Below are 19,452 nucleotides of genomic sequence, written 5' to 3' on the forward strand. Positions count from 1 at the left end.
TACTATGCCGATTATTGTAAATTTAGATGTGATGATGGCAAGGCGAAAAATATCGTTAAACGAGCTTTCGGAAAAAGTAGGCTTAACGCTTTCCAATCTTTCTATTTTGAAAACAGGAAAAGCCAAAGCCATCCGATTCAGCACACTCGAAGCCATCTGTAAAGCCCTTGATTGTCAGCCTGCCGATATTTTGGAATACAAGGAAGAAGAGTAATAAAATAAAAAAGGGAACGCGATTAACTCCGTTCCCTTTATTGTTTTTATTTCAAATATTCCACTTTCAAATCGGTGATTTTTCCGTTGAAATGTTCCAGTTTTTTAAGCGGAAAAACCAAAGTTTGTACCCATTTTCGAGGTTTATCCAAATGAGCATCGTCTTTGTGAGGAACGATTTCCAAAGTTTCGATAAGTTCATCATTTATGTACAATGAAGTCGATTTGTTGGTTCCTTTAACAATGATTTTCAGCTTTTTATTTGTTGGAAGAAAATAATTAAATTGATAGTTATATCCGTCACGACTAAAACCTACTTTTCCACTTTTAGGGTCTGACAAATAGAATGTTGCATAATCGGAAGTGAACAAAGCTGTTCCTTTTGGGTTGCTTTTCGCATTGATATAGAAAGTTACGCGATAATCATATCCGATATCGGTTAGTGCTTGCCCCAATTCCTTGCCTTTTTCGGGATTTTTAAGTTCAAAAACCACTCCTTTTTCGCTTTTTGCAGGACGACCGAGCACATTTACCATAGGAGCTTCGCTAAGCAAATGACGTTTTTTGTCGAAATCAGCAAAAGGAACTGTAGTGTTTTTTCCGTTCCACATCTTTACGGAAAGTGTTTGCATTGCCGGAAATAAGCGATGATAAACGTCCTGCTGGCTGATTCCGTTCCCTACGTGGTCATTCCAAACGGCAAACATTCCGCCTTTAATTTGAGGATGGTTCTCTTCGAAAACTTCATTGCCGATGGTGGCAGGCGTCCAACTTTCGTATAATTTTTTGATATTCAAGTAATCATAATAATATCCCGCTTGCGGAACGATGTATATCCATCCGTCCGGAACACTAACCACATCGTATCCCAAGGAAATCATATCGCGAGGTTGCGCAAATCCGTTGTACCAGCAAAACATCAGCACGTCTTTCACTTTTACGGGAGTTTCACCTTTGGCGTGGGTCAAAGCTCCCCAAAGAGCTGCTTTCTTGCCGAAACTTTCAATGTATTTGATGTAATAATCCGTAAAATAGCGGAATTTTTCCACGACTTCGGGGTCTTTGTTGCTGTATTCGTCCGTACCGATATGCACCAACGGATTTACGAAAACGGGATTTTCGCCTTCCAGATATTCTTTGAACAATTTATCGAAAAACTCGTATGTTTTTGGGTTGAACAAATCCACGTGGTCTTTGCCATATTTGTCGCTACCAATTTCGGGCAGATAGTGTGCAAAAGCCAAAGTGTGTGCCGGAGCGTCGATTTCAGGAATGATGGTAACTCCTTGTTTTAGAGCATCAATTTGAAGCTGGCGAAATTCTTCTTTGGTGTAATGCCCGTCTTTTGCCGCAAGTCCGGGGAAAGTGGTGCTTTCCAAACGAAATGCAGAATAGGTTTTGTCCCAATCTTCATTGAAGAATTTCTTGAAACCATTGTCGTTCAGGTGAATTTGGAAAGTATTCATCTTGTAGTAAGCCATCAGTTTTACCACCGATTTGAGATAATCCAATGTGAAGAATTTTCTGCCCACATCAAGCATAAAACCACGGAACGGATACTGCGGATAATCCACAATAGTTCCGCAAGGCAGGTCAAAAGACTGTTCCGAAAGTTGCAATAAGGTGCGTGTTGCCCAATATAGTCCTTTGGAAGAATTTGCACTGACTTTTACCTGTTTCCCGATTTCGATTTGATAAGCTTCCTCGCCTTTGTCTTTCAAAATATCGGGATGGATTTCAAAATGAATGTCTGATTTTGAATTATTTACTTTTAATATTTTCCCGAACATTGCCTTGAAATCGTCAGCGAAGGCTTGCATAACTTCTGCCGACTTTGCATCTGCCGAAAGCGATGTTTTTTCGGAAATCGTGAAATTGCCTTTTGCTTCTTGCCATTGGCTAAGCTCAGGAATTACAAAAGGTTTGGCGTTTTGTGCCGTCCCCATCCAAGAGAACACACACAGTGCGATAATCATAAAATGTTTCATAGTAAACTGAAAAAATTCTGGTTTCTTGGCAAAGTTAGTAGAAAATTCAGAAAGTAACAAGTTTAAAGCTTTGAAAGTTAAAGCCTAAATAGCAGTTTTGAATTTTAAAATGGAATACTTATTGACAAAATTTAATTTTAAATACTCATTCGCTAAGTATTGTTTATCTTTTTAAGGAGGTAAAAACAACCTGTTAAACTAATTTTTACAGCCCCAAAAAAGCAAAAAAAATAGATATTCGGTTTTTGGTTGTACAAATTAACAAAACAAAAAGGATAATTATTTTTTAGTCAAATAATTATCCTTTTCTTGTGGAGTCGGAGAGAATCGAACTCTCGTCCAAATAAGCAATTCAAAGGCTTTCTACATACTTAGTTTTTGTTTGATTTTCGTCGGGTTGCTGACCAAAAACCGCCCACAACACGCTTAGTTTCCTAAAATCCGAATCTTCAGCGGAAACCATCATCCGATTCAATGTTGACTTTTATGGTGCCTCTGTATGAACCGCCGTCAACAAGGGCTTTTCAGAGACATCTCGCCTCCCTACCTTGTAGAGACTTAGCCAGAAATCCTACTAAACTTCAGATTAGGCAGCAAGAGCGTAGTTATTCTCGCCATTTAAAAAGTTTGAAATAGAGATTAACGAGCATTAATTTCATAGCTCGGTATGCTTACATTTCAATTCGACTTACTGTCAAAACCGATCGACCCCATTCAAGGTTCTTTCTATGAACTTGGGGCAAAGATAATTACTTTTTTGATTATTTCAAAAAAATAAATCTCTCAGAATCAAATCAAACGATTAATAACTTTTAAATCAGAGGGATATTCCATTCTTTGCATTCGTTACGCATTTCGTCAGACCATATACTTGCTTGAATTTCACCAATATGTGCCTTGTGAAGCAAAAACATACACAATCTGGATTGACCAATACCTCCTCCTATAGAAAGCGGAAGCGTTCCGTTTATTAATCGCTGGTGAAAATATAATCCCAATCGGTCTTCTTTTTGTTCAATTTTCAATTGCCGAAGCAATGCTTCCTTATCAACTCGTATTCCCATTGAAGAAATTTCAAAAGGAAGTTCTAAAATAGGATTCCAAAGGATAATGTCGCCATTTATTCCTGCAAAATCACCGGAAAAACTGCTCCAATCATCGTAATCGGGTGCACGTCCGTCGTGTTTTTCTCCATTGGAAAGTTTTCCGCCAATGCCTATGATAAAAACTGCTTTTAGTTCTTTGGCGATAGCAGCTTCTCGTTGTTTGGGAGTGAGGTTCGGGAATCTTTGCAAAAGTTCTTCCGAATGAATAAAATGGATTTCGGGAGGTAATATGGGTTTTATTTTTGAGAAACTTTCGCAAACCAAATATTCTGTACGTAATAACGTGGCATAGATACGACGTACGATGTCTTTCAGAAAGGTAATATTGCGTTGTTGTTCTGAAATTACCATTTCCCAATCCCATTGGTCAACATAAAGCGAATGCAAGTTTCCGAGTTCTTCATCGGCACGGATAGCATTCATATCGGTATAAATTCCGTAACCTTTTTCGATGTTATAATCGGCAAGCATTACGCGTTTCCACTTAGCCAGCGAGTGTACTACTTCGGCACGTTTGTCATCCATATCTTTAATTGGGAAATTGACAGCACGTTCCACGCCACTCAAATCGTCATTAAGTCCTGTTCCTTGCAAAACGAACAAAGGAGCGGTAACTCTGCGTAATCGAAGTTCGGCGGATAAGTTAGCTTGAAAAAAATCCTTTATTTTCTGAATTCCCAATTCGGTTTGTTGTAAATCTAAAAGGGGAGTATAGTCTTTAGGTTTTATTAAATAACTCATACAAATTTAATGATTGGTGAGCCAAAAAGTTTTAAAATCGGACAAAAGTATGAAAAAAATTAATTCGTCTTAAAAATAATTTCTATGCAATAGTAGAAAATACATATGCACAAGCTTGTTTGTTGTGTGAAAGGTAAATTTTGATATACTTTGATTTTGTTATTTTGTAGTTTTTTTTTCTGAATTTTATTTTTATGTAGTTTTTTTTTATAATTATTTTGTTTTTTAAAAAATATTTTTAATTTTGCCTCTGTAATTTATTTGTAAAATCACGTACACTATGAAGGTAACAGAGCATATTGCCAAAGCCAAAGGGAAGACGCTTTTTTCTTTTGAGATTGTTCCGCCCAAAAAAGGAAATAATATTGAGGAACTTTATAGGAATATCGAGCCACTTATTGAGTTCAAACCTCCTTTCATTGATGTTACTACATCGCGTGAGGAGTATTTTTATAAGGAACATCCTAACGGGTTGTTAGAAAAGAAAATCACTCGTATGCGTCCCGGAACGGTGGGAATATGCTCTGCCATAAAATACAAATACGGAATCGATACGGTGCCACACGTGCTTTGCGGAGGTTTTACAAAAGAAGAGACTGAATATCTGTTGGTTGATTGTTTTTATCTGGGTATCAATAATGTAATGGCACTGCGAGGCGACGCAATGAAGGAAGAACGTTACTTTCAGCCTACTAAAAACGGACATACCTACGCTATGGAACTGGTAAAGCAAATCAAGGATTTAAGCAAAGGAAAATATCTGCACGACGTAATTGAAACCGACTACGGAGCCGATTTCTGCATCGGGGTGGCAGGATATCCTGAAAAGCACATAGAGGCTCCTTCGATGTCTTTTGATTTGGCTCGGCTCAAAGAAAAGGTAAATGCAGGTGCGGATTATATTGTAACTCAAATGTTTTTTGACAATCAAAAATATTTTGATTTCGTGGAAAAGGTGCGTTTGGCTGGCATTGACGTTCCTATCATTCCTGGTATCAAGCCCATTACCACTAAAAGGCATATCAGTTTGCTTCCACAGGTTTTCAAACTTGATTTGCCCGAAGAATTGGTAAGCGAACTCGAAAAATGCAAAACCAATAGCGAAGTGAAACAGGTGGGCATTGAGTGGGCAATTCACCAAAGCAAAGAACTTAAAAACTATGGCGTACCCACGCTTCACTATTATTCTATGGGAAAATCGGACGGAATCGTGGATATTGTTTCCAAAGTTTTTTAATCGTAAGTCGTATAAAAAGAAAAAGAGTAAAAATACATAAAAAAATAGAATTAAAATATGAAAACCAATCTATTAGGGTATCCCCGCATAGGGGAAAAACGCGAGTTGAAAAAAGCCAATGAGGCTTTTTGGGCAGGAAAAATTTCCGAAAAAGAACTTTTTGAAGTTGCTGATACTATCCGAGTTCATAACTGGAACATTCAGAGAGAGGCAGGCATTGACTTGATTCCTTCCAATGACTTTTCATTTTATGACCAAGTGCTTGATTTTTCATTCTCTGTAAATGCTATTCCCAATCGTTTTGCTCCGATAAACCATTTGTCGGATATGGAACTCTATTTTGCGTTGGCAAGAGGATATCAAAAAGATGGAATTGATATTACGGCTATGGAAATGACGAAGTGGTTCGATACTAATTATCATTACATCGTTCCGGAATTCTATAAGAATCAATCGTTTAAAGTGAGATACAACAAAGCCCTTGCCGAGTATCAATTTGCCAAAGAGAAAGGATTTGAAACCAAACCCGTGTTGCTGGGCATCGTTACTTATTTGTTGCTGGGGAAAGAGAAAGAAAATGATTTTGACCGTTTGGATTTGGCTTCTTCGTTGCTTGTTGCTTACAAACAAATCGTGAAGGAATTGGTAGCCGCCGGGGCGAAAACCATTCAGATTGACGAACCTTGTTTGGCACTTGACCTCTGCCCAAAAGCAAAACAAACGTACTTATCAGTTTATGAAGACCTTAGAGCATCGTTCCCAAATACGGAATTTATCCTGACCACTTATTTTGGTGCATTGGCAGATAATTTGTCTTTGGCATTGAGCCTTCCGTTTGACGTGCTTCACATTGATTTGGTACGTGCTTATGAGCAATTAGATGATGTTCTTAATCAAATAGATAGTAAAAAGAAACTTTCACTCGGAGTTGTTGACGGAAGAAACATCTGGATTAACGATTTTGAAAAATCTTCGGCTTTGATTCAGAAAGCACAGCAAAAGATTGGCAATGAGCGTGTTTTGGTATCTTCCTCTTGTTCTTTGCTTCATTCGCCTTGTAATTTGGAGTTGGAAAACAATGAAAAAGTGCTTACTCCCGAAATCAAACAATGGTTGGCTTTTGCCAAACAAAAACTTGCGGAAATCAGCACTATCAAGGCAATAGCAGAGAATTCTTTAACTGAAAGTCAAAAATCTGCTGTGGCTCAAAACAAAACTTCTAACGACAATCGGAAAACTTCCAAACTCATCCACGATACCGAAGTGAAGGCTCGGGTAGCTTCCATCACTGAAAAAGATGCTCACCGCAAAGGAGCGTTTGCTGAGCGTCAAGCCATTCAACAAAAGGCGTTGAACCTGCCACTTTTCCCTACAACTACCATCGGTTCGTTTCCTCAAACACAAGAGGTTAGGAGTTGGCGGGCGAATTTCAAAAAAGGCGTTCTTCCGCTGTCAGAATACGAAACATTATTGAAAGAAGAAATTGAAGCCTCCATTCGTTTTCAGGAAGAAGCGGGAATTGATGTATTGGTTCACGGGGAGTTTGAACGTAACGATATGGTGGAATATTTTGGCGAACAATTAAAGGGATATACTTTTACCAAATTCGGTTGGGTGCAAAGTTATGGGTCGCGTTGTGTAAAACCTCCGATTATTTACGGAGACGTATCGCGTCCTGAGCCGATGACGGTACGCTGGTCGCAGTACGCACAGTCTTTAACGTCGTTTCCTGTTAAGGGAATGCTTACGGGACCAGTAACGATTCTGCAATGGTCGTTTGTACGTGATGACCAGCCTCGTTCCACAACTTGTACGCAAATTGCTTTGGCGATTCGCGATGAAGTGGTTGATTTGGAAAAAGCAGGTATCAAGGTTATTCAAATTGATGAACCTGCCATTCGCGAAGGGTTGCCATTGCGTAAAAAAGATTGGGAAGCCTACTACGATTGGGCGATACGTGCGTTTAGAATTTCGGCTTCGGGAGTGGAAGACAGCACTCAAATCCACACACATATGTGCTATTCCGAGTTTAATGATATGATTCAGGCTATTGCCGATATGGACGCCGATGTCATTACCATTGAGTGTTCGCGTTCACAAATGGAACTGCTTGATGTCTTTGCCGATTTTAAATATCCGAACGAAATTGGTCCGGGAGTGTACGATATTCACTCGCCCCGTGTGCCATCGGTTGAGGAAATGAGCTTCCTGATGGAAAAAGCCATTAAAGTGATTCCGCAACGAAATCTGTGGATAAATCCCGACTGCGGACTCAAAACACGCCACTGGGAAGAGACCAAAAAAGCACTCATTGCAATGGTGGAAACTGCCAAACAATTGCGAAACAAATACGCATAATAAATGCTTTTTGTCAAATAAAGAAAAAGGTTGCCAAAAGAAAAGGCAACCTTTTTTGTTTTTTTAATTCAGAAGAAATGCTAACGACAACCACAAAAACTGACAAATTGACATTTTTAAAACATTGGTATTTTTTTTGAGAAAGCATTTCCCGTAATAATTTTTAAATCGTTTAATCTTTGAATTTTTCAAACTTTAAATCATTGGAGGTGATGTAAAAAGTATGATACCTAAAAAAGAGAGATTTCTGTCGGGCTGAGCGAAGTCGAAGCCTTATAATTACAAGGCTTCGACTTCGCTCAGCCCGACAATCAGAACCATCATCATACTTTTTATAACACAACCAAATCATTTAATTTTTTAATCGTTTAATCATTTAATAAACAATAATTTAATGAAAGGAAATATCAATGTTTCGGTGGAAAATATTTTTCCGCTTATCAAGAAGTTCTTATACAGTGACCACGAAATTTTCCTGCGGGAACTCATCTCCAATGCTACCGATGCTACACTAAAGCTCAAACACTTAACCCAAATTGGGGAAGCGAAGGTGGAATACGGCAATCCTATCATCGAAGTAAAAATCGATAAGGAAAATAAAACCTTACACATCATCGACCAAGGAATCGGGATGTCGGGCGAAGAAGTGGAAAAGTACATCAATCAAATCGCATTCTCGGGAGCAGAAGAATTTTTGGAAAAATATAAAGACACTGCCAAAGATGCAGGCGTGATTGGGCATTTCGGACTTGGTTTTTACTCCGCTTTTATGGTGGCAAACCAAGTGGAAATCATCACCAAATCGTACACCGACGCTCCTGCCGTAAAATGGACGTGCGACGGCTCGCCTCAGTACACGCTTGAACCTGCCGAAAAGTCAGAAAGAGGTACGGAAATCATCTTACACATTGCCGAGGATTCCACCGAGTTTTTGGAAGAACATCGCATCGAGGAATTGTTGCGTAAGTACAACAAATTTATGCCTATTCCTATTAAATTCGGAACCAAACAAGAGCCGCTTCCTCGTCCTGAAAATGCCGACGAAAATTACAAAACCGAATATCAAACCGTTGACAATATTGTAAATAACCCAAATCCGGCGTGGACAAAACAACCTGCCGATTTGCAAGACGAGGACTATAAAAACTTCTATCGTGAACTTTATCCGATGCAGTTTGACGACCCTTTGTTTCACATTCACCTCAATGTGGATTATCCGTTTAATTTAACGGGAATTTTGTATTTTCCAAAGCTCTCGATGGATATGCAAATTCAAAAAGACCGCATTCAGTTGTATCAAAATCAGGTTTTTGTAACGGACAATGTGGAAGGAATCGTTCCGGAATTTTTGACAATGCTTAAAGGAGTTATCGATTCGCCAGATATTCCGCTGAACGTGTCGCGTTCGTACTTACAAGCCGATGGCAACGTTAAAAAAATCGCAAATTATATTACCCGAAAGGTTTCGGACAAATTAAAATCGCTTTTCAATAACAATCGAGAAGATTTTCAATCGAAATGGAACGATATTAAGATAGTTTTGGAATACGGGATGCTTTCCGAGCCGAAATTCTACGAAAAAGCGGGCGATTTTATGCTTTATCCAACGGTAGATGACCAGTATTATACGCTTTCGGAGCTTAAAGAAGCTTTAAAAGACCAACAAACCGATAAAGATGGTAAATTAGTGGTGCTTTACGCTCAAAATAAAGAAGTACAACACGCTGCCATTGAGGAAGCGAAGGAAAAAGGATATCAAGTGTTGCTTTTGGATTCGCCCATCGTGTCGCATTTGATTCAGAAATTGGAACACGACAACGAAAAGCTGACTTTTGCACGTGTGGATTCGGCTCCGATTGCCAAACTGATTCAAAAAGAAGACACTGCGATTTCCAAATTTTCGGAAGAGGAAAAAACATCGCTTAAAGAAAGCATCGAAAAAAGCATTCCGAGTGAAGGTTTTGTGGTGCAATTGGAAGATTTGGATAGCGACAGCACGCCTTTTAGCATCAATCAGCCCGAATTTATGCGTCGGATGAAAGAAATGAGTGCTACCGGCGGTGGCGGAATGTTCGGAATGGGTAATTTCCCCGAAATGTATCATTTGGTGGTCAATACCAATTCACCTTTGGCAACTTCCATACTTAATGCAAAAAACGAAAACGAAAAACAAAGCCTCATCAAGCAAGCCTTCGATTTGGCACGACTTTCGCAAGGACTTCTGAAAGGGAAAGAACTCACCGATTTCATTAAACGAAATTTTCAGGAATTGAAATAATGATAACTTTTCCATAACTATTGAAAAGCGATGCACAGAAATAGTGTATCGCTTTTCTTTTTTTGATTAAAATCACGAACAATAGTTTCTTTTTTCTTCCATACTTTTGGCTTGAACCAAAAGTATCAAAAGTTCAAGGCTTTAGATACTTCACTAAAAATCAATTCATTTCACTGAAAATATCCAAACTCGCTTCGCTCAAACAGTGGATATTTTCTATGTTTCATTTATTGATTTTCTTAACGACACATACTCCGCAGTGCGGACTTTGTCTCTAATGCCGAATAGTAAAATTGCATTAATTATTTATCAAAAAACTTTCGATGACAATATTTTAGGTTCAGGAAGCAATAATTTAGCTTCCGATGACAATATTTTAGCTTTCGATAACAATATTTTAAATTCGGGAAGCAATAATTTAGATTCGGGAAGCTAAAATTTAGTTTCCGATGACTATTTTTTAGATTCTTGAATCATAAAAATAAAATAAATATACAATATGAATATAATTTTTATCAAATATAAAAAATGTATTAACTTTGTGGAAATTAATACAGTAAAATGTTTCGATTAAAAAAACATTATTTTGATGGAATTGATGCTCAAGGAAATGCTATAATTTTGTATTATGCTGAATTAAAGCTTTTCGGGATTAAAATTCCATATACGTCTTATATTTCTTCTATAGAAGGTATTATAAAAGAAAAAAGCATATTGCAAAAAGCCAAAATAAATGAAAAATGTACTTCTTTTGAAAATAAAAAAATCAACGTATCAGGAAGTTGGCAAACTTTAGAATCTTCCATTTCTGAAATATTACTTTCAAAAAACAATAAGAAACTTTTGTGGAATTGTATAATTCCCAAAGCAAGATTTTTGTTGAATTTCGGAGATAAAAAATTAACAGGATTTGGATATTGTGAAGTACTGGAAATGAATTTCGTTCCTTGGAAATTGCCTATTTCTGTATTAAAATGGGGTAGATTTCTGTCTGAAAATCATTGTATTGTTTGGATAGAATGGCAAGGAGAAAGTCCTTTACAAAAAGTTTTTTGGAATGGAAAATTAATTGAAAAGGCAATCATTTCTGATGCTGAAATTTATTTCCCTAAAACCAATGCAAAATTAAAATTTGAAAATCCTATCATCATAAAAAATGAAACACTAAGCAATATTGCTAATAAATATTTTTTTTTAAAACCGTTTTTCAATAAAAAATTCTTGCAATCGCGAGAAACAAAATATAAAAGTCCTGCATCACTTATTTTTAACAATCAGTCTGAAAAAGGTTTTTCTTTATATGAAACCGTACTTTGGAAAAAATAATTAGAAAACAAGAAAATTGCTTATAAAATCAATATTAATAGATTATTAAAAGAAATAAAAGCCTCTTAAATCAATAATTTAGCTTTCCGAATCATTTTTTTGTGATAAATTTGTAACAAAATTCAGCAAAAATCAAAAATTGTTTATGAAAACCACTTTGAAAATTCTTTTTCAAAAGATAATATATGCAAGTACATTTTGTATTTTTCTTCCTTTATTTTTAATATTTTGGGCAAAACAAACTGAAAATATAATCAAACTACCTGTACCAAGTTTGCCAGTTATTGATTTGGTATTAGTATTTTTAGGATTGTTTTTGATAATCATTGCAATGTCAAATTTGTGGTTCAAAGGTAAGGGATTGCCAATGAATGCTTTTCCGCCTAAAAAATATGTCAGTTCAGGAGCTTATTACTTTTTTCATCATCCTATTTATGTAGGAGCGGTGCTAATGTGCTTGGGAATTAGCTTATATTTTAAGTCTGCTTCAGGGCTCTGGCTGATTTCTCCTATATTTATTTTGCTTATCTGGGCTTACTTAAAGGGATTTGAAAATGAAATTATTTCTTCTAATTTTTCAAATCAATCACACAGAACATTTTTTGATTTTCCAGAAGAAAACTCTGATTCATTATCTTTAAAAAATAGATTGCTGATATACATTTGGATTTTTCTGATATGGTTTTTGTTGTATGAAGCATTCATTTTTTTGGGAACTCCTCCTGATGCAATTTCTACAAGAGTTTTTTTAGATGATTTGATTCCCTTTTTAGACTTCAGTGTAGTTTTTTATGTGCTTTCGTATCCATTGACTTTAGCTATTCCTCTGATTTTGAAAGATAATAAAACCACAAGAATATTCATTTTTGATTCGATTTTAGGAATGGGAATCATTTTTTATTGCTATTTGGTTTTTCCTTTTATCGTTCCATATACTGATATTGAAAACAGAAGCTTTTTTACAAATTTGATTATTTTAGGGAGAGAAACTGATGGGCAAACGGCAGCTTTACCTTCTTTTCACGTGTTTTGGGCAATGATTTTTTATAAATATTTTTCATTACGATTTCCTAAAATAAGCTTTTTATTTGCTTTCATATCTTTTTTAATTATCATCAGTTGCTTAACTACATACAGTCATACTATTTTAGATGTTATTTTTGGTATAATTTCTTACTATATAGTTCATTATCGAACTTTTATTTATAAAAAAATGCTTTTCGTTTGTGAAAAAATATCTAATTCTTGGAAAGAATGGCATTTCGGAAATATACGAGTTATCAATCACGGATTTTATGCAGCTTTAGGAGGCATTTCAGGATTTTTAATTATCGGATATTTCTTTCCCGAACAATTATTTATTGTGTATCTGATAGGTATTTCAGGTTTTGTAGGAGCAGGACTTTGGGCTCAATTTATAGAAAGTTCTTCCGGACTTTCGCGTCCTTTTGGTTATTACGGAAGTTTGATTGGAATAGGAATTACATTGGTTTTGATAAGTTTGTTTTCAGAAATTGACTTTTGGAAGTTGATGGGAGTAAGTGCTTTAGCGGCAAGTTCTATTCAGTTTTTTGGTCGTTTTAGGTGTTTGGTGCAAGGTTGTTGTCACGGAAAGCCTACGGAAACAACTTTAGGGATTTGTTTTCATCATCCGAAATCACGCGTGCATAAAATGGCAAACTTGTCTGGAAAAAATTTGTATCCTACACAATTTTATTCGATAGTAACAAATTTTTTAACTTTCTTTTTTCTTTTCAGATTGGTAACACTACAAATGTCTGCTTCATTTATTATAGGAATGTATTTGATTTTAAACGGAAGTTTCCGATTTGTAGAAGAATCTTTGCGAGGAGAACCACAAACGCCTTATTTTATGGGAATGCGAGTATATCAATGGTTAGCAATGGCTTCTGTCATAATTGGAATTTTGTGTACTTGTGCACATAGTTTGCCTTTGGAATTAGGAGAATTGAATATGGAGATTATTCTACACTCTCTTTTATACGGATTTTTAGTTTTATTCGCTTACGGAATTGATTTTCCCAAAAGTAATAAACGTTTTTCAAGATTAGAATAGAAAAAGGAGAAAGAAAAAATATTTACTCCCGCAGATTTCACAGATATTCACAGATTTGTAATGTTTCCTGATATTCAAAATTTAAGGTTTAACGTTTATTTTTTCTGTTGATAGATAAAAAAATCTGCGTTAATCTGCAAAATCTGTGGGGTTTTTCTTTATAAAAGATTCCAAAAGCAAAAATATTGTTTTTGGAATCATTTTTCTTTTATGTGTATTATTAAAAAATATTTACTCCCAAAGATTTCATAGATATTCACAGATTTGTAATGTTTTCTACTATTCAAAATTTAAGGTTTGATGTTTATTGTTTTCTGTTGAAAGATTAAAAAATCTGCGTTAATCTGCTAAATCTGTGGGATTTTTGTTTATAAAAGATTCCAAAAGCAAAAATATTGTTTTTGGAATCATTTTTCTTTTATGTGTATTATTAAAAAATATTTACTCCCAAAGATTTCATAGATATTCACAGATTTGTAATGTTTCCTGATATTCAAAATTTAAGGTTTGATGTTTATTGTTTTTTGTTGAAAGATTAAAAAATTTGCGTTAATCTGCAAAATCTGTGGGATTTTTCTTTATAAAAGATTCTGAAAACATTTTTATATATTGCTGATAACGTATTAAAAGTTAAACATTTATTAAAAATAATTTTTGTATTAAAAAAATTACTACCTTTCGGGCAAGATAACATTAAAAATAAGGAAATTATGAGTAATTTAATAAGTGCAAAGCTATCGGATTCCGATAAAGAGCAAGTAAAAACAAAATTGCAAGAAATTCAGCAATTGTTACCTTTTTTGATTGCCCTTCCGGCGGGTCAGAAAAGAGGAGGAGCCTCGATGGGGCAAAAAAGTGTGGAATTTGTAAATCTTGCTTTGCGTGGAGCAACTAATTTTCCGCAATATTTGCTACAATCATTCAATAAGGAAGAGTTTGCCAATGATGTAAAACTAATCGACCAGCTTTGGGACATTCGTATTTTGGTGGCATCGCTTCTTGAAAATATTGATGATACTATTCACGCAGCATCTACCGATGCAATGTACACAGGTAATGAAGTGTATAGCTATCTGAAAACAGCTGCTAAGAAAGATGCATCAGTTAAAAACTTGGTAGATGAAATGGCGAAGCGGTATGAAAAAAAGAAAACAAAAACACCGCCTTCTGCTTTATAAAGAAAACTTTAAAAATGAAAAGCTTCAAGAATTGTACTTTTCTTGAAGTTTTTTTATTTTTATCATATTTTGTTTTTTAGCTTCTGAAAGCAATAAATTAAATTCCGGAATCAATATTTTAGCTTTTTTTGTTTGTTTTTTTGCTTCTGGAAACAATAAATTAAATTCCTGAATCAATATTTTAGCTTTTTTTGTTTGTTTTTTTGCTTCTGGAAACAATAAATTAAATTCCGGAATTAATATTTTAGCTTTTTTAGATTGTTTTTTATCTTCCGAAATCAATAAATTAAACTCGTGAATCAATTTTTTTGCTTTTTTAGATTATTTTTTTGCTTCCAGAAACAATAAATTAAACTTCAGAATCAATTTTTTTGATTTTTTAGATTATTTTTTAGCTTCTATTTCCTTAAAAAGTTATAGAATTGTAAATTTTGTATGAAAATATGAAGTTGGAATTAATAACTGATGTATTGCATATTAATTTTCTGATATTTATAAGTTCTTTTTCTGATTTTTTTTGACTACATTTGCCCAAAACCAAAAGAACAAAACCAATATTCTGTTTTTCACTTCACATTAAAACTGTTGATTATTTTGAAAAAAAAACTTTTCCTTTTAGATGCGTATGCTTTGATATTCAGAGGTTATTACGCTTTTATTAAAAATCCGAGAATTAACTCAAAAGGATTAAATACTTCGGCGATAATGGGCTTTATGAACTCACTTTTTGATGTGATTAAAAAAGAAAGACCCGATCATTTAGCAGTGGCTTTTGATAAAGGCGGAAGCGTTGCTCGCACTGAAATGTTCACGGATTACAAAGCCAATCGGGAAGAAACTCCTGAGGCTATTCGTATTGCGATACCTTATATTCACGAAATATTAAAAGCCTTACATATTCCTATCATTGAAAAAGAAGGTTACGAAGCTGATGATATTATCGGTACGCTTGCCAAACAGGCTGAAAAACAAAACTATTTGGTGTATATGGTTACTCCGGATAAAGATTATGCACAATTGGTTTCTGATAATATTTTTGTGTATCGTCCTGCCCGAAACGGAAATGATGTTGAGGTTTGGGGAGTGGAGCAAGTAAGAGAAAAATTTGAAGTACAATCACCCGAACAAGTAATTGATTTTCTCGGAATGATGGGCGATGCGGTTGATAACATTCCCGGATTTCCCGGAGTGGGTGAAAAAACAGCCAAAAAGCTTCTTGCCGAGTTCGGAAGTTTGGAAAATCTGCTGGCAAATACGCATAAGCTGAAAGGAAAGATGAAAGAGAACATTGAAAACAATGCCGAAAAAGGAATTTTATCCAAAAAATTGGCAACAATTATGTTAGATGTTCCCGTAGAATTTGATGAAACTGACTTTGAGCTTTCAAAACCCGATTTTGAGGCTGTCGCCAAACTTTTTGAGGAATTGGAATTTAGGCAATTGCTTCAGAACTTTATGCGTACGTATCAACCTCCTGAAATAGTGGCACAAAAATCAACCTCATCGGAAGGACAAATGGATTTATTTGCAGTACAAGAAAATTTGTTTGCAGAAAATCTATCTTCCGGCAAAAAAACAATTCAGGATACGCCTCATCATTATCAATTGGTAGATACGCCAATGGCTCGTAAGATATTGTTAAGTAATTTATTGCAACAAAAAGCAATTTGTTTTGATACCGAAACAACAAATCTTGAAAGTTTAAATGCCGAATTGGTTGGGATTGCTTTTTCGTGGCATAAAGGCAAGGGATATTACGTTCCGTTTCCTGAAAATAGGTCGGAGGCTTCTGAATTATTGGAAGAATTTCGGTCATTTTTTGAAAATGAACAAATTATAAAGGTTGGGCAAAACCTAAAATATGATATCAAAGTATTGCACACTTACGGAATAGAGGTAAAAGGTGAGTTATTTGACACAATGGTAGCACATTATCTCATTAATCCTGATATGCGTCACAATATGGATGTACTTTCGGAAACGTATTTGGATTATACACCCATTTCCATTGAAAAATTAATAGGCAAAAAAGGAAAAAATCAGCTTTCGATGCGTTCAGTTCCCCTCGAACAACAAAAAGAATACGCTGTTGAAGATGCTGATGTTACTTGGCAATTAAAAGAAATATTTGCAGAAGAACTCAAAAAGGTAAATGCCGATAAAATTTACCACAAATTAGAAGCTCCACTGGTGAAAGTACTCGCCAAAATGGAATTGGAAGGCATCAATTTGGATATTTCTTTCTTAAAAGAACTTTCCAAAAAATTAGATGAAGATATTATTGCCTATGAAAAAGAAATTCTAACAGCTGCGGGCGAGGATTTTAACTTGGCTTCTCCCAAACAGTTAGGCGAAATTTTGTTTGAAAAACTTAAAATTGATAAAAAACCTAAAAAAACCAAAACAGGACAATATGCCACATCGGAAGAAGTATTATCTTACTTTGCTGATAAACACAAAATTGTGGCTGATATCTTGGAATGGCGACAACTTCAAAAGCTAAAATCAACTTATATTGATGCACTTCCTAATGAAGTAAATCCAAAAACGGGAAGAGTACACACAACCTATATGCAAACAGTTGCAGCCACCGGGCGTTTGAGCAGTAACAACCCGAATTTGCAAAACATCCCAATTCGAACAGAAAGAGGGCAACAAATTCGTAAAGCTTTCATTCCCAGAGATGAAGAACACGTTTTGTTAGCTGCGGATTATTCACAAATTGAACTGCGAATCATTGCTTCATTAAGTGAAGAACAAAATATGATTCAAGCGTTTTTAAACAAAGAAGATATTCATCGCTCAACGGCTGCTAAAGTCTTTAATGTTCCTATTGAAGAAGTTACACGCGAACAACGAAGCCACGCCAAAACGGTGAATTTCGGAATTATTTACGGTGTGTCGGCTTTCGGGTTGAGTAACCAAACCGACCTTTCACGTACTGAAAGTAAGGAACTAATTGAAACCTACTACGCAACATATCCTAACTTACGCAATTATATCAACAAACAAATATTTTTTGCTCAGCAACACGGATATGTGGAAACTGTTTTGGGAAGAAGGCGTTATCTCCCCGACATTAATTCACGAAATCAAGTAGTTAAGGGAGCTGCCGAACGAAACGCCATCAATGCTCCTATTCAGGGAAGTGCCGCCGATATTATAAAAATTGCGATGATTCGCATTCAAAACCGATTGGAAAAAGAACACTTCAAAACGAGAATGTTACTACAAGTACACGATGAATTGGTATTTGATGTCCCGAAAACGGAATTGGAAGCAGTGAAAAATGCCATCAAGCACGAAATGGAAAACGCCTTCAAACTTACCGTGCCTTTGGTTGTTGATTTGGGTGTAGGAACAAACTGGCTCGAAGCACATTAACAACTTATAGGAGAAGAAACTATTTACTTTTTGCTTTTCTCTCCTAAGTTGTGTTTATAAGCCATATACCAAACAATTGTTATCAAAAAATGAACCCATATAATCCATTTTTTTCCAGTTGTATATAAGAATGTAACAGAAATGATTGTTATAAGGACTATTGTCATTAAACCTGTCTAAACTTTTTAAGAGGAAAATTAAAAGTTCCAAGAATTTTTAGCATTTTTGTTTTGCATAACAAAATGAAAATCAAGGAACTTTGAGCAAAGATATAATAAAAAAATGGATTATTTCCCATTTGAGTATTGGAAAAAGAGGATTTAAAACAAAATTTGATTTATCATTAATTTTTCTTCTGATAGTCAAACGATTAAAAACAGGTTGCCAGTGGAGGGAACTTCCGGTAGAAGTGTATTTTAAAGACCAAAAAATAAGCTATCAAACAGTCTATTATTATTTCAATAAATGGAGTAAAGATGGTAGTTTTAAGCGAATTTGGCTTAATTTGTTGCTTGAGAATCGGAGAAAATTAGATTTATCAAGCGTCCAACTTGATGGTAGTCATACTCGATGTCGAATGGGAGGACAATCTGTTGGTTATCAGTTAAGAAAAAAGTCAAAGACCACGAATTCTATCTTTCTGTGTGATAATTTGGGGCAAATTTTAGCAATGGGTAGTCCAAAATCCGGTAATCATCACGATTTGAATAATATAGACTTTGTTTTAAAAGAGATTTTGAATCTTTTGGAGGAAGCGAAAATAGAGCATAAAGGCTTGTTTGTCAATGCAGATGCAGGTTTTGATAGCCGAGACTTAAAAAGTTTTTTACAGGAAAAAGAAATAATACCTAATATCAAACAAAATCCCAGAAATGGACAAAATGAAAATATTTATTTTGACGAAGAATTATATAAAAATCGGTTTAAAATAGAGAGAAGTTTTGCGTGGCTTGATGGTTTTAAAGGATTGATTATAAGATATGAAACCCTAAACACAACTTGGATGGCTATGTTGTATCTAGGGATTATACTAACATTTATTCGAAAAGTTTAAACAAGTTTATTAAATAATATTTTTTCATAACTAAAAAAAGTTTAATATTTTGAGTATCTACAATAATTGCTGTGGCTCCTGCATCTTTATCTCCGCTATAATAAGCAAAAAGGCTAAATGCATTCTAGTTTCGTGTGGCAAAAGCTCCCAAAGCGGGCAGAACAACTGTTCCTAGAAAAAAAAATCCCTAATAAAAATTTGTTTTTCATAACCTTAACTTTTTGAAATTTACGCCCCAAACTTTTGCGGAAGGAGAGTTTGGTACTTGCAATATTACCTCATCTAAATGAACTCCTTTTACTTTATTTAGCAAATTTATATATAATAAAAACGAAAATAAAAAAATTTTTTTTATTTTAACTTTTGTGTTTATCAGATTTTCATAAACAAATTTTTAAACTATAGAAAAGATAAATAGTTTAATATCAATTAGTTATGTTTTTTTTTAGTGTTATTCTAAATTAGTATTCGATGTATCAAAAACAGAATTGGAAGTAGTGAAGGAAGCCATC

13 protein-coding genes and 1 other RNA gene are annotated in these 19,452 nt (G+C 35.0%); 10 read left to right on the forward strand and 4 right to left on the reverse strand.

Annotation, left to right across the window (positions count from 1 at the left end; all coding sequences use genetic code 11):
* Positions 1 to 4: 4 nt before the first annotated feature.
* Positions 5 to 214: a helix-turn-helix domain-containing protein gene (locus tag CGC58_RS08405; protein WP_095896319.1), complete on the forward strand. Its 210-nt coding sequence runs from the start codon at positions 5 to 7 to the stop codon at positions 212 to 214.
* A gap of 46 nt (positions 215 to 260) precedes the next feature.
* On the opposite strand, the gene CGC58_RS08410 is transcribed toward CGC58_RS08405, so the two are convergent.
* The 3 genes from CGC58_RS08410 to asnA all read right to left on the reverse strand — a co-directional run bounded on the left by CGC58_RS08410 (position 261) and on the right by asnA (position 4,048).
* A complete protein-coding gene (locus tag CGC58_RS08410) occupies positions 261 to 2,201 on the reverse strand; it encodes a family 20 glycosylhydrolase (protein ID WP_095896320.1) in 1,941 nt (646 codons plus the stop codon).
* Between the two features lie 309 nt (positions 2,202 to 2,510).
* Positions 2,511 to 2,913, reverse strand: a transfer-messenger RNA (tmRNA) gene (ssrA, locus tag CGC58_RS08415).
* A 100-nt stretch (positions 2,914 to 3,013) separates the two neighbouring features.
* Positions 3,014 to 4,048 carry an aspartate--ammonia ligase gene (gene asnA, locus CGC58_RS08420; RefSeq protein ID WP_095896321.1) on the reverse strand — a complete coding sequence of 345 codons (1,035 nt, stop codon included), beginning with the start codon at positions 4,046 to 4,048 and terminating at the stop codon, positions 3,014 to 3,016.
* A 280-nt stretch (positions 4,049 to 4,328) separates the two neighbouring features.
* Between asnA and metF the strand changes: the two genes are divergently transcribed.
* The 7 genes from metF to CGC58_RS08450 all read left to right on the forward strand — a co-directional run bounded on the left by metF (position 4,329) and on the right by CGC58_RS08450 (position 14,502).
* Entirely contained in the window at positions 4,329 to 5,285 is a 957-nt protein-coding gene (gene metF, locus CGC58_RS08425) for a methylenetetrahydrofolate reductase [NAD(P)H] (RefSeq protein WP_095896322.1), read from the forward strand.
* 57 nt (positions 5,286 to 5,342) lie between these two features.
* Positions 5,343 to 7,643 (forward strand): 5-methyltetrahydropteroyltriglutamate--homocysteine S-methyltransferase, encoded by a 2,301-nt coding sequence (metE, locus tag CGC58_RS08430; protein WP_095896323.1) that lies wholly within the window; start codon positions 5,343 to 5,345, stop codon positions 7,641 to 7,643.
* A 394-nt stretch (positions 7,644 to 8,037) separates the two neighbouring features.
* Complete coding sequence (gene htpG / locus CGC58_RS08435) at positions 8,038 to 9,921, forward strand: molecular chaperone HtpG (protein WP_095896324.1); 1,884 nt, start codon at positions 8,038 to 8,040, stop codon at positions 9,919 to 9,921.
* Between the two features lie 205 nt (positions 9,922 to 10,126).
* Positions 10,127 to 10,357, forward strand: a complete 231-nt coding sequence (locus CGC58_RS12700; protein ID WP_198540718.1) for a hypothetical protein — start codon at positions 10,127 to 10,129, stop codon at positions 10,355 to 10,357.
* 125 nt (positions 10,358 to 10,482) lie between these two features.
* Complete coding sequence (locus CGC58_RS08440; protein ID WP_095896325.1) at positions 10,483 to 11,247, forward strand: hypothetical protein; 765 nt, start codon at positions 10,483 to 10,485, stop codon at positions 11,245 to 11,247.
* Positions 11,248 to 11,392: 145 nt separating this feature from the next.
* A complete protein-coding gene (locus tag CGC58_RS08445; protein ID WP_095896326.1) occupies positions 11,393 to 13,324 on the forward strand; it encodes a prolipoprotein diacylglyceryl transferase family protein in 1,932 nt (643 codons plus the stop codon).
* Positions 13,325 to 14,034: 710 nt separating this feature from the next.
* On the forward strand, positions 14,035 to 14,502 hold the full coding sequence (locus tag CGC58_RS08450) for a hypothetical protein (protein WP_095896327.1): 468 nt from the start codon (positions 14,035 to 14,037) through the stop codon (positions 14,500 to 14,502).
* A gap of 24 nt (positions 14,503 to 14,526) precedes the next feature.
* On the opposite strand, the gene CGC58_RS08455 is transcribed toward CGC58_RS08450, so the two are convergent.
* A complete protein-coding gene (locus CGC58_RS08455) occupies positions 14,527 to 14,784 on the reverse strand; it encodes a hypothetical protein (RefSeq protein WP_157909238.1) in 258 nt (85 codons plus the stop codon).
* Between the two features lie 312 nt (positions 14,785 to 15,096).
* Here CGC58_RS08455 and polA point away from each other — a divergent pair, with 312 nt between their 5' ends.
* Entirely contained in the window at positions 15,097 to 17,886 is a 2,790-nt protein-coding gene (polA, locus tag CGC58_RS08460; protein ID WP_095897171.1) for a DNA polymerase I, read from the forward strand.
* 259 nt (positions 17,887 to 18,145) lie between these two features.
* A complete protein-coding gene (locus tag CGC58_RS08465; RefSeq protein WP_095894635.1) occupies positions 18,146 to 18,940 on the forward strand; it encodes an IS5 family transposase in 795 nt (264 codons plus the stop codon).
* Positions 18,941 to 19,452: the final 512 nt, after the last annotated feature.

Origin of the sequence: Capnocytophaga stomatis, assembly GCF_002302635.1 — a bacterium.
Classification (GTDB): domain Bacteria; phylum Bacteroidota; class Bacteroidia; order Flavobacteriales; family Flavobacteriaceae; genus Capnocytophaga; species Capnocytophaga stomatis.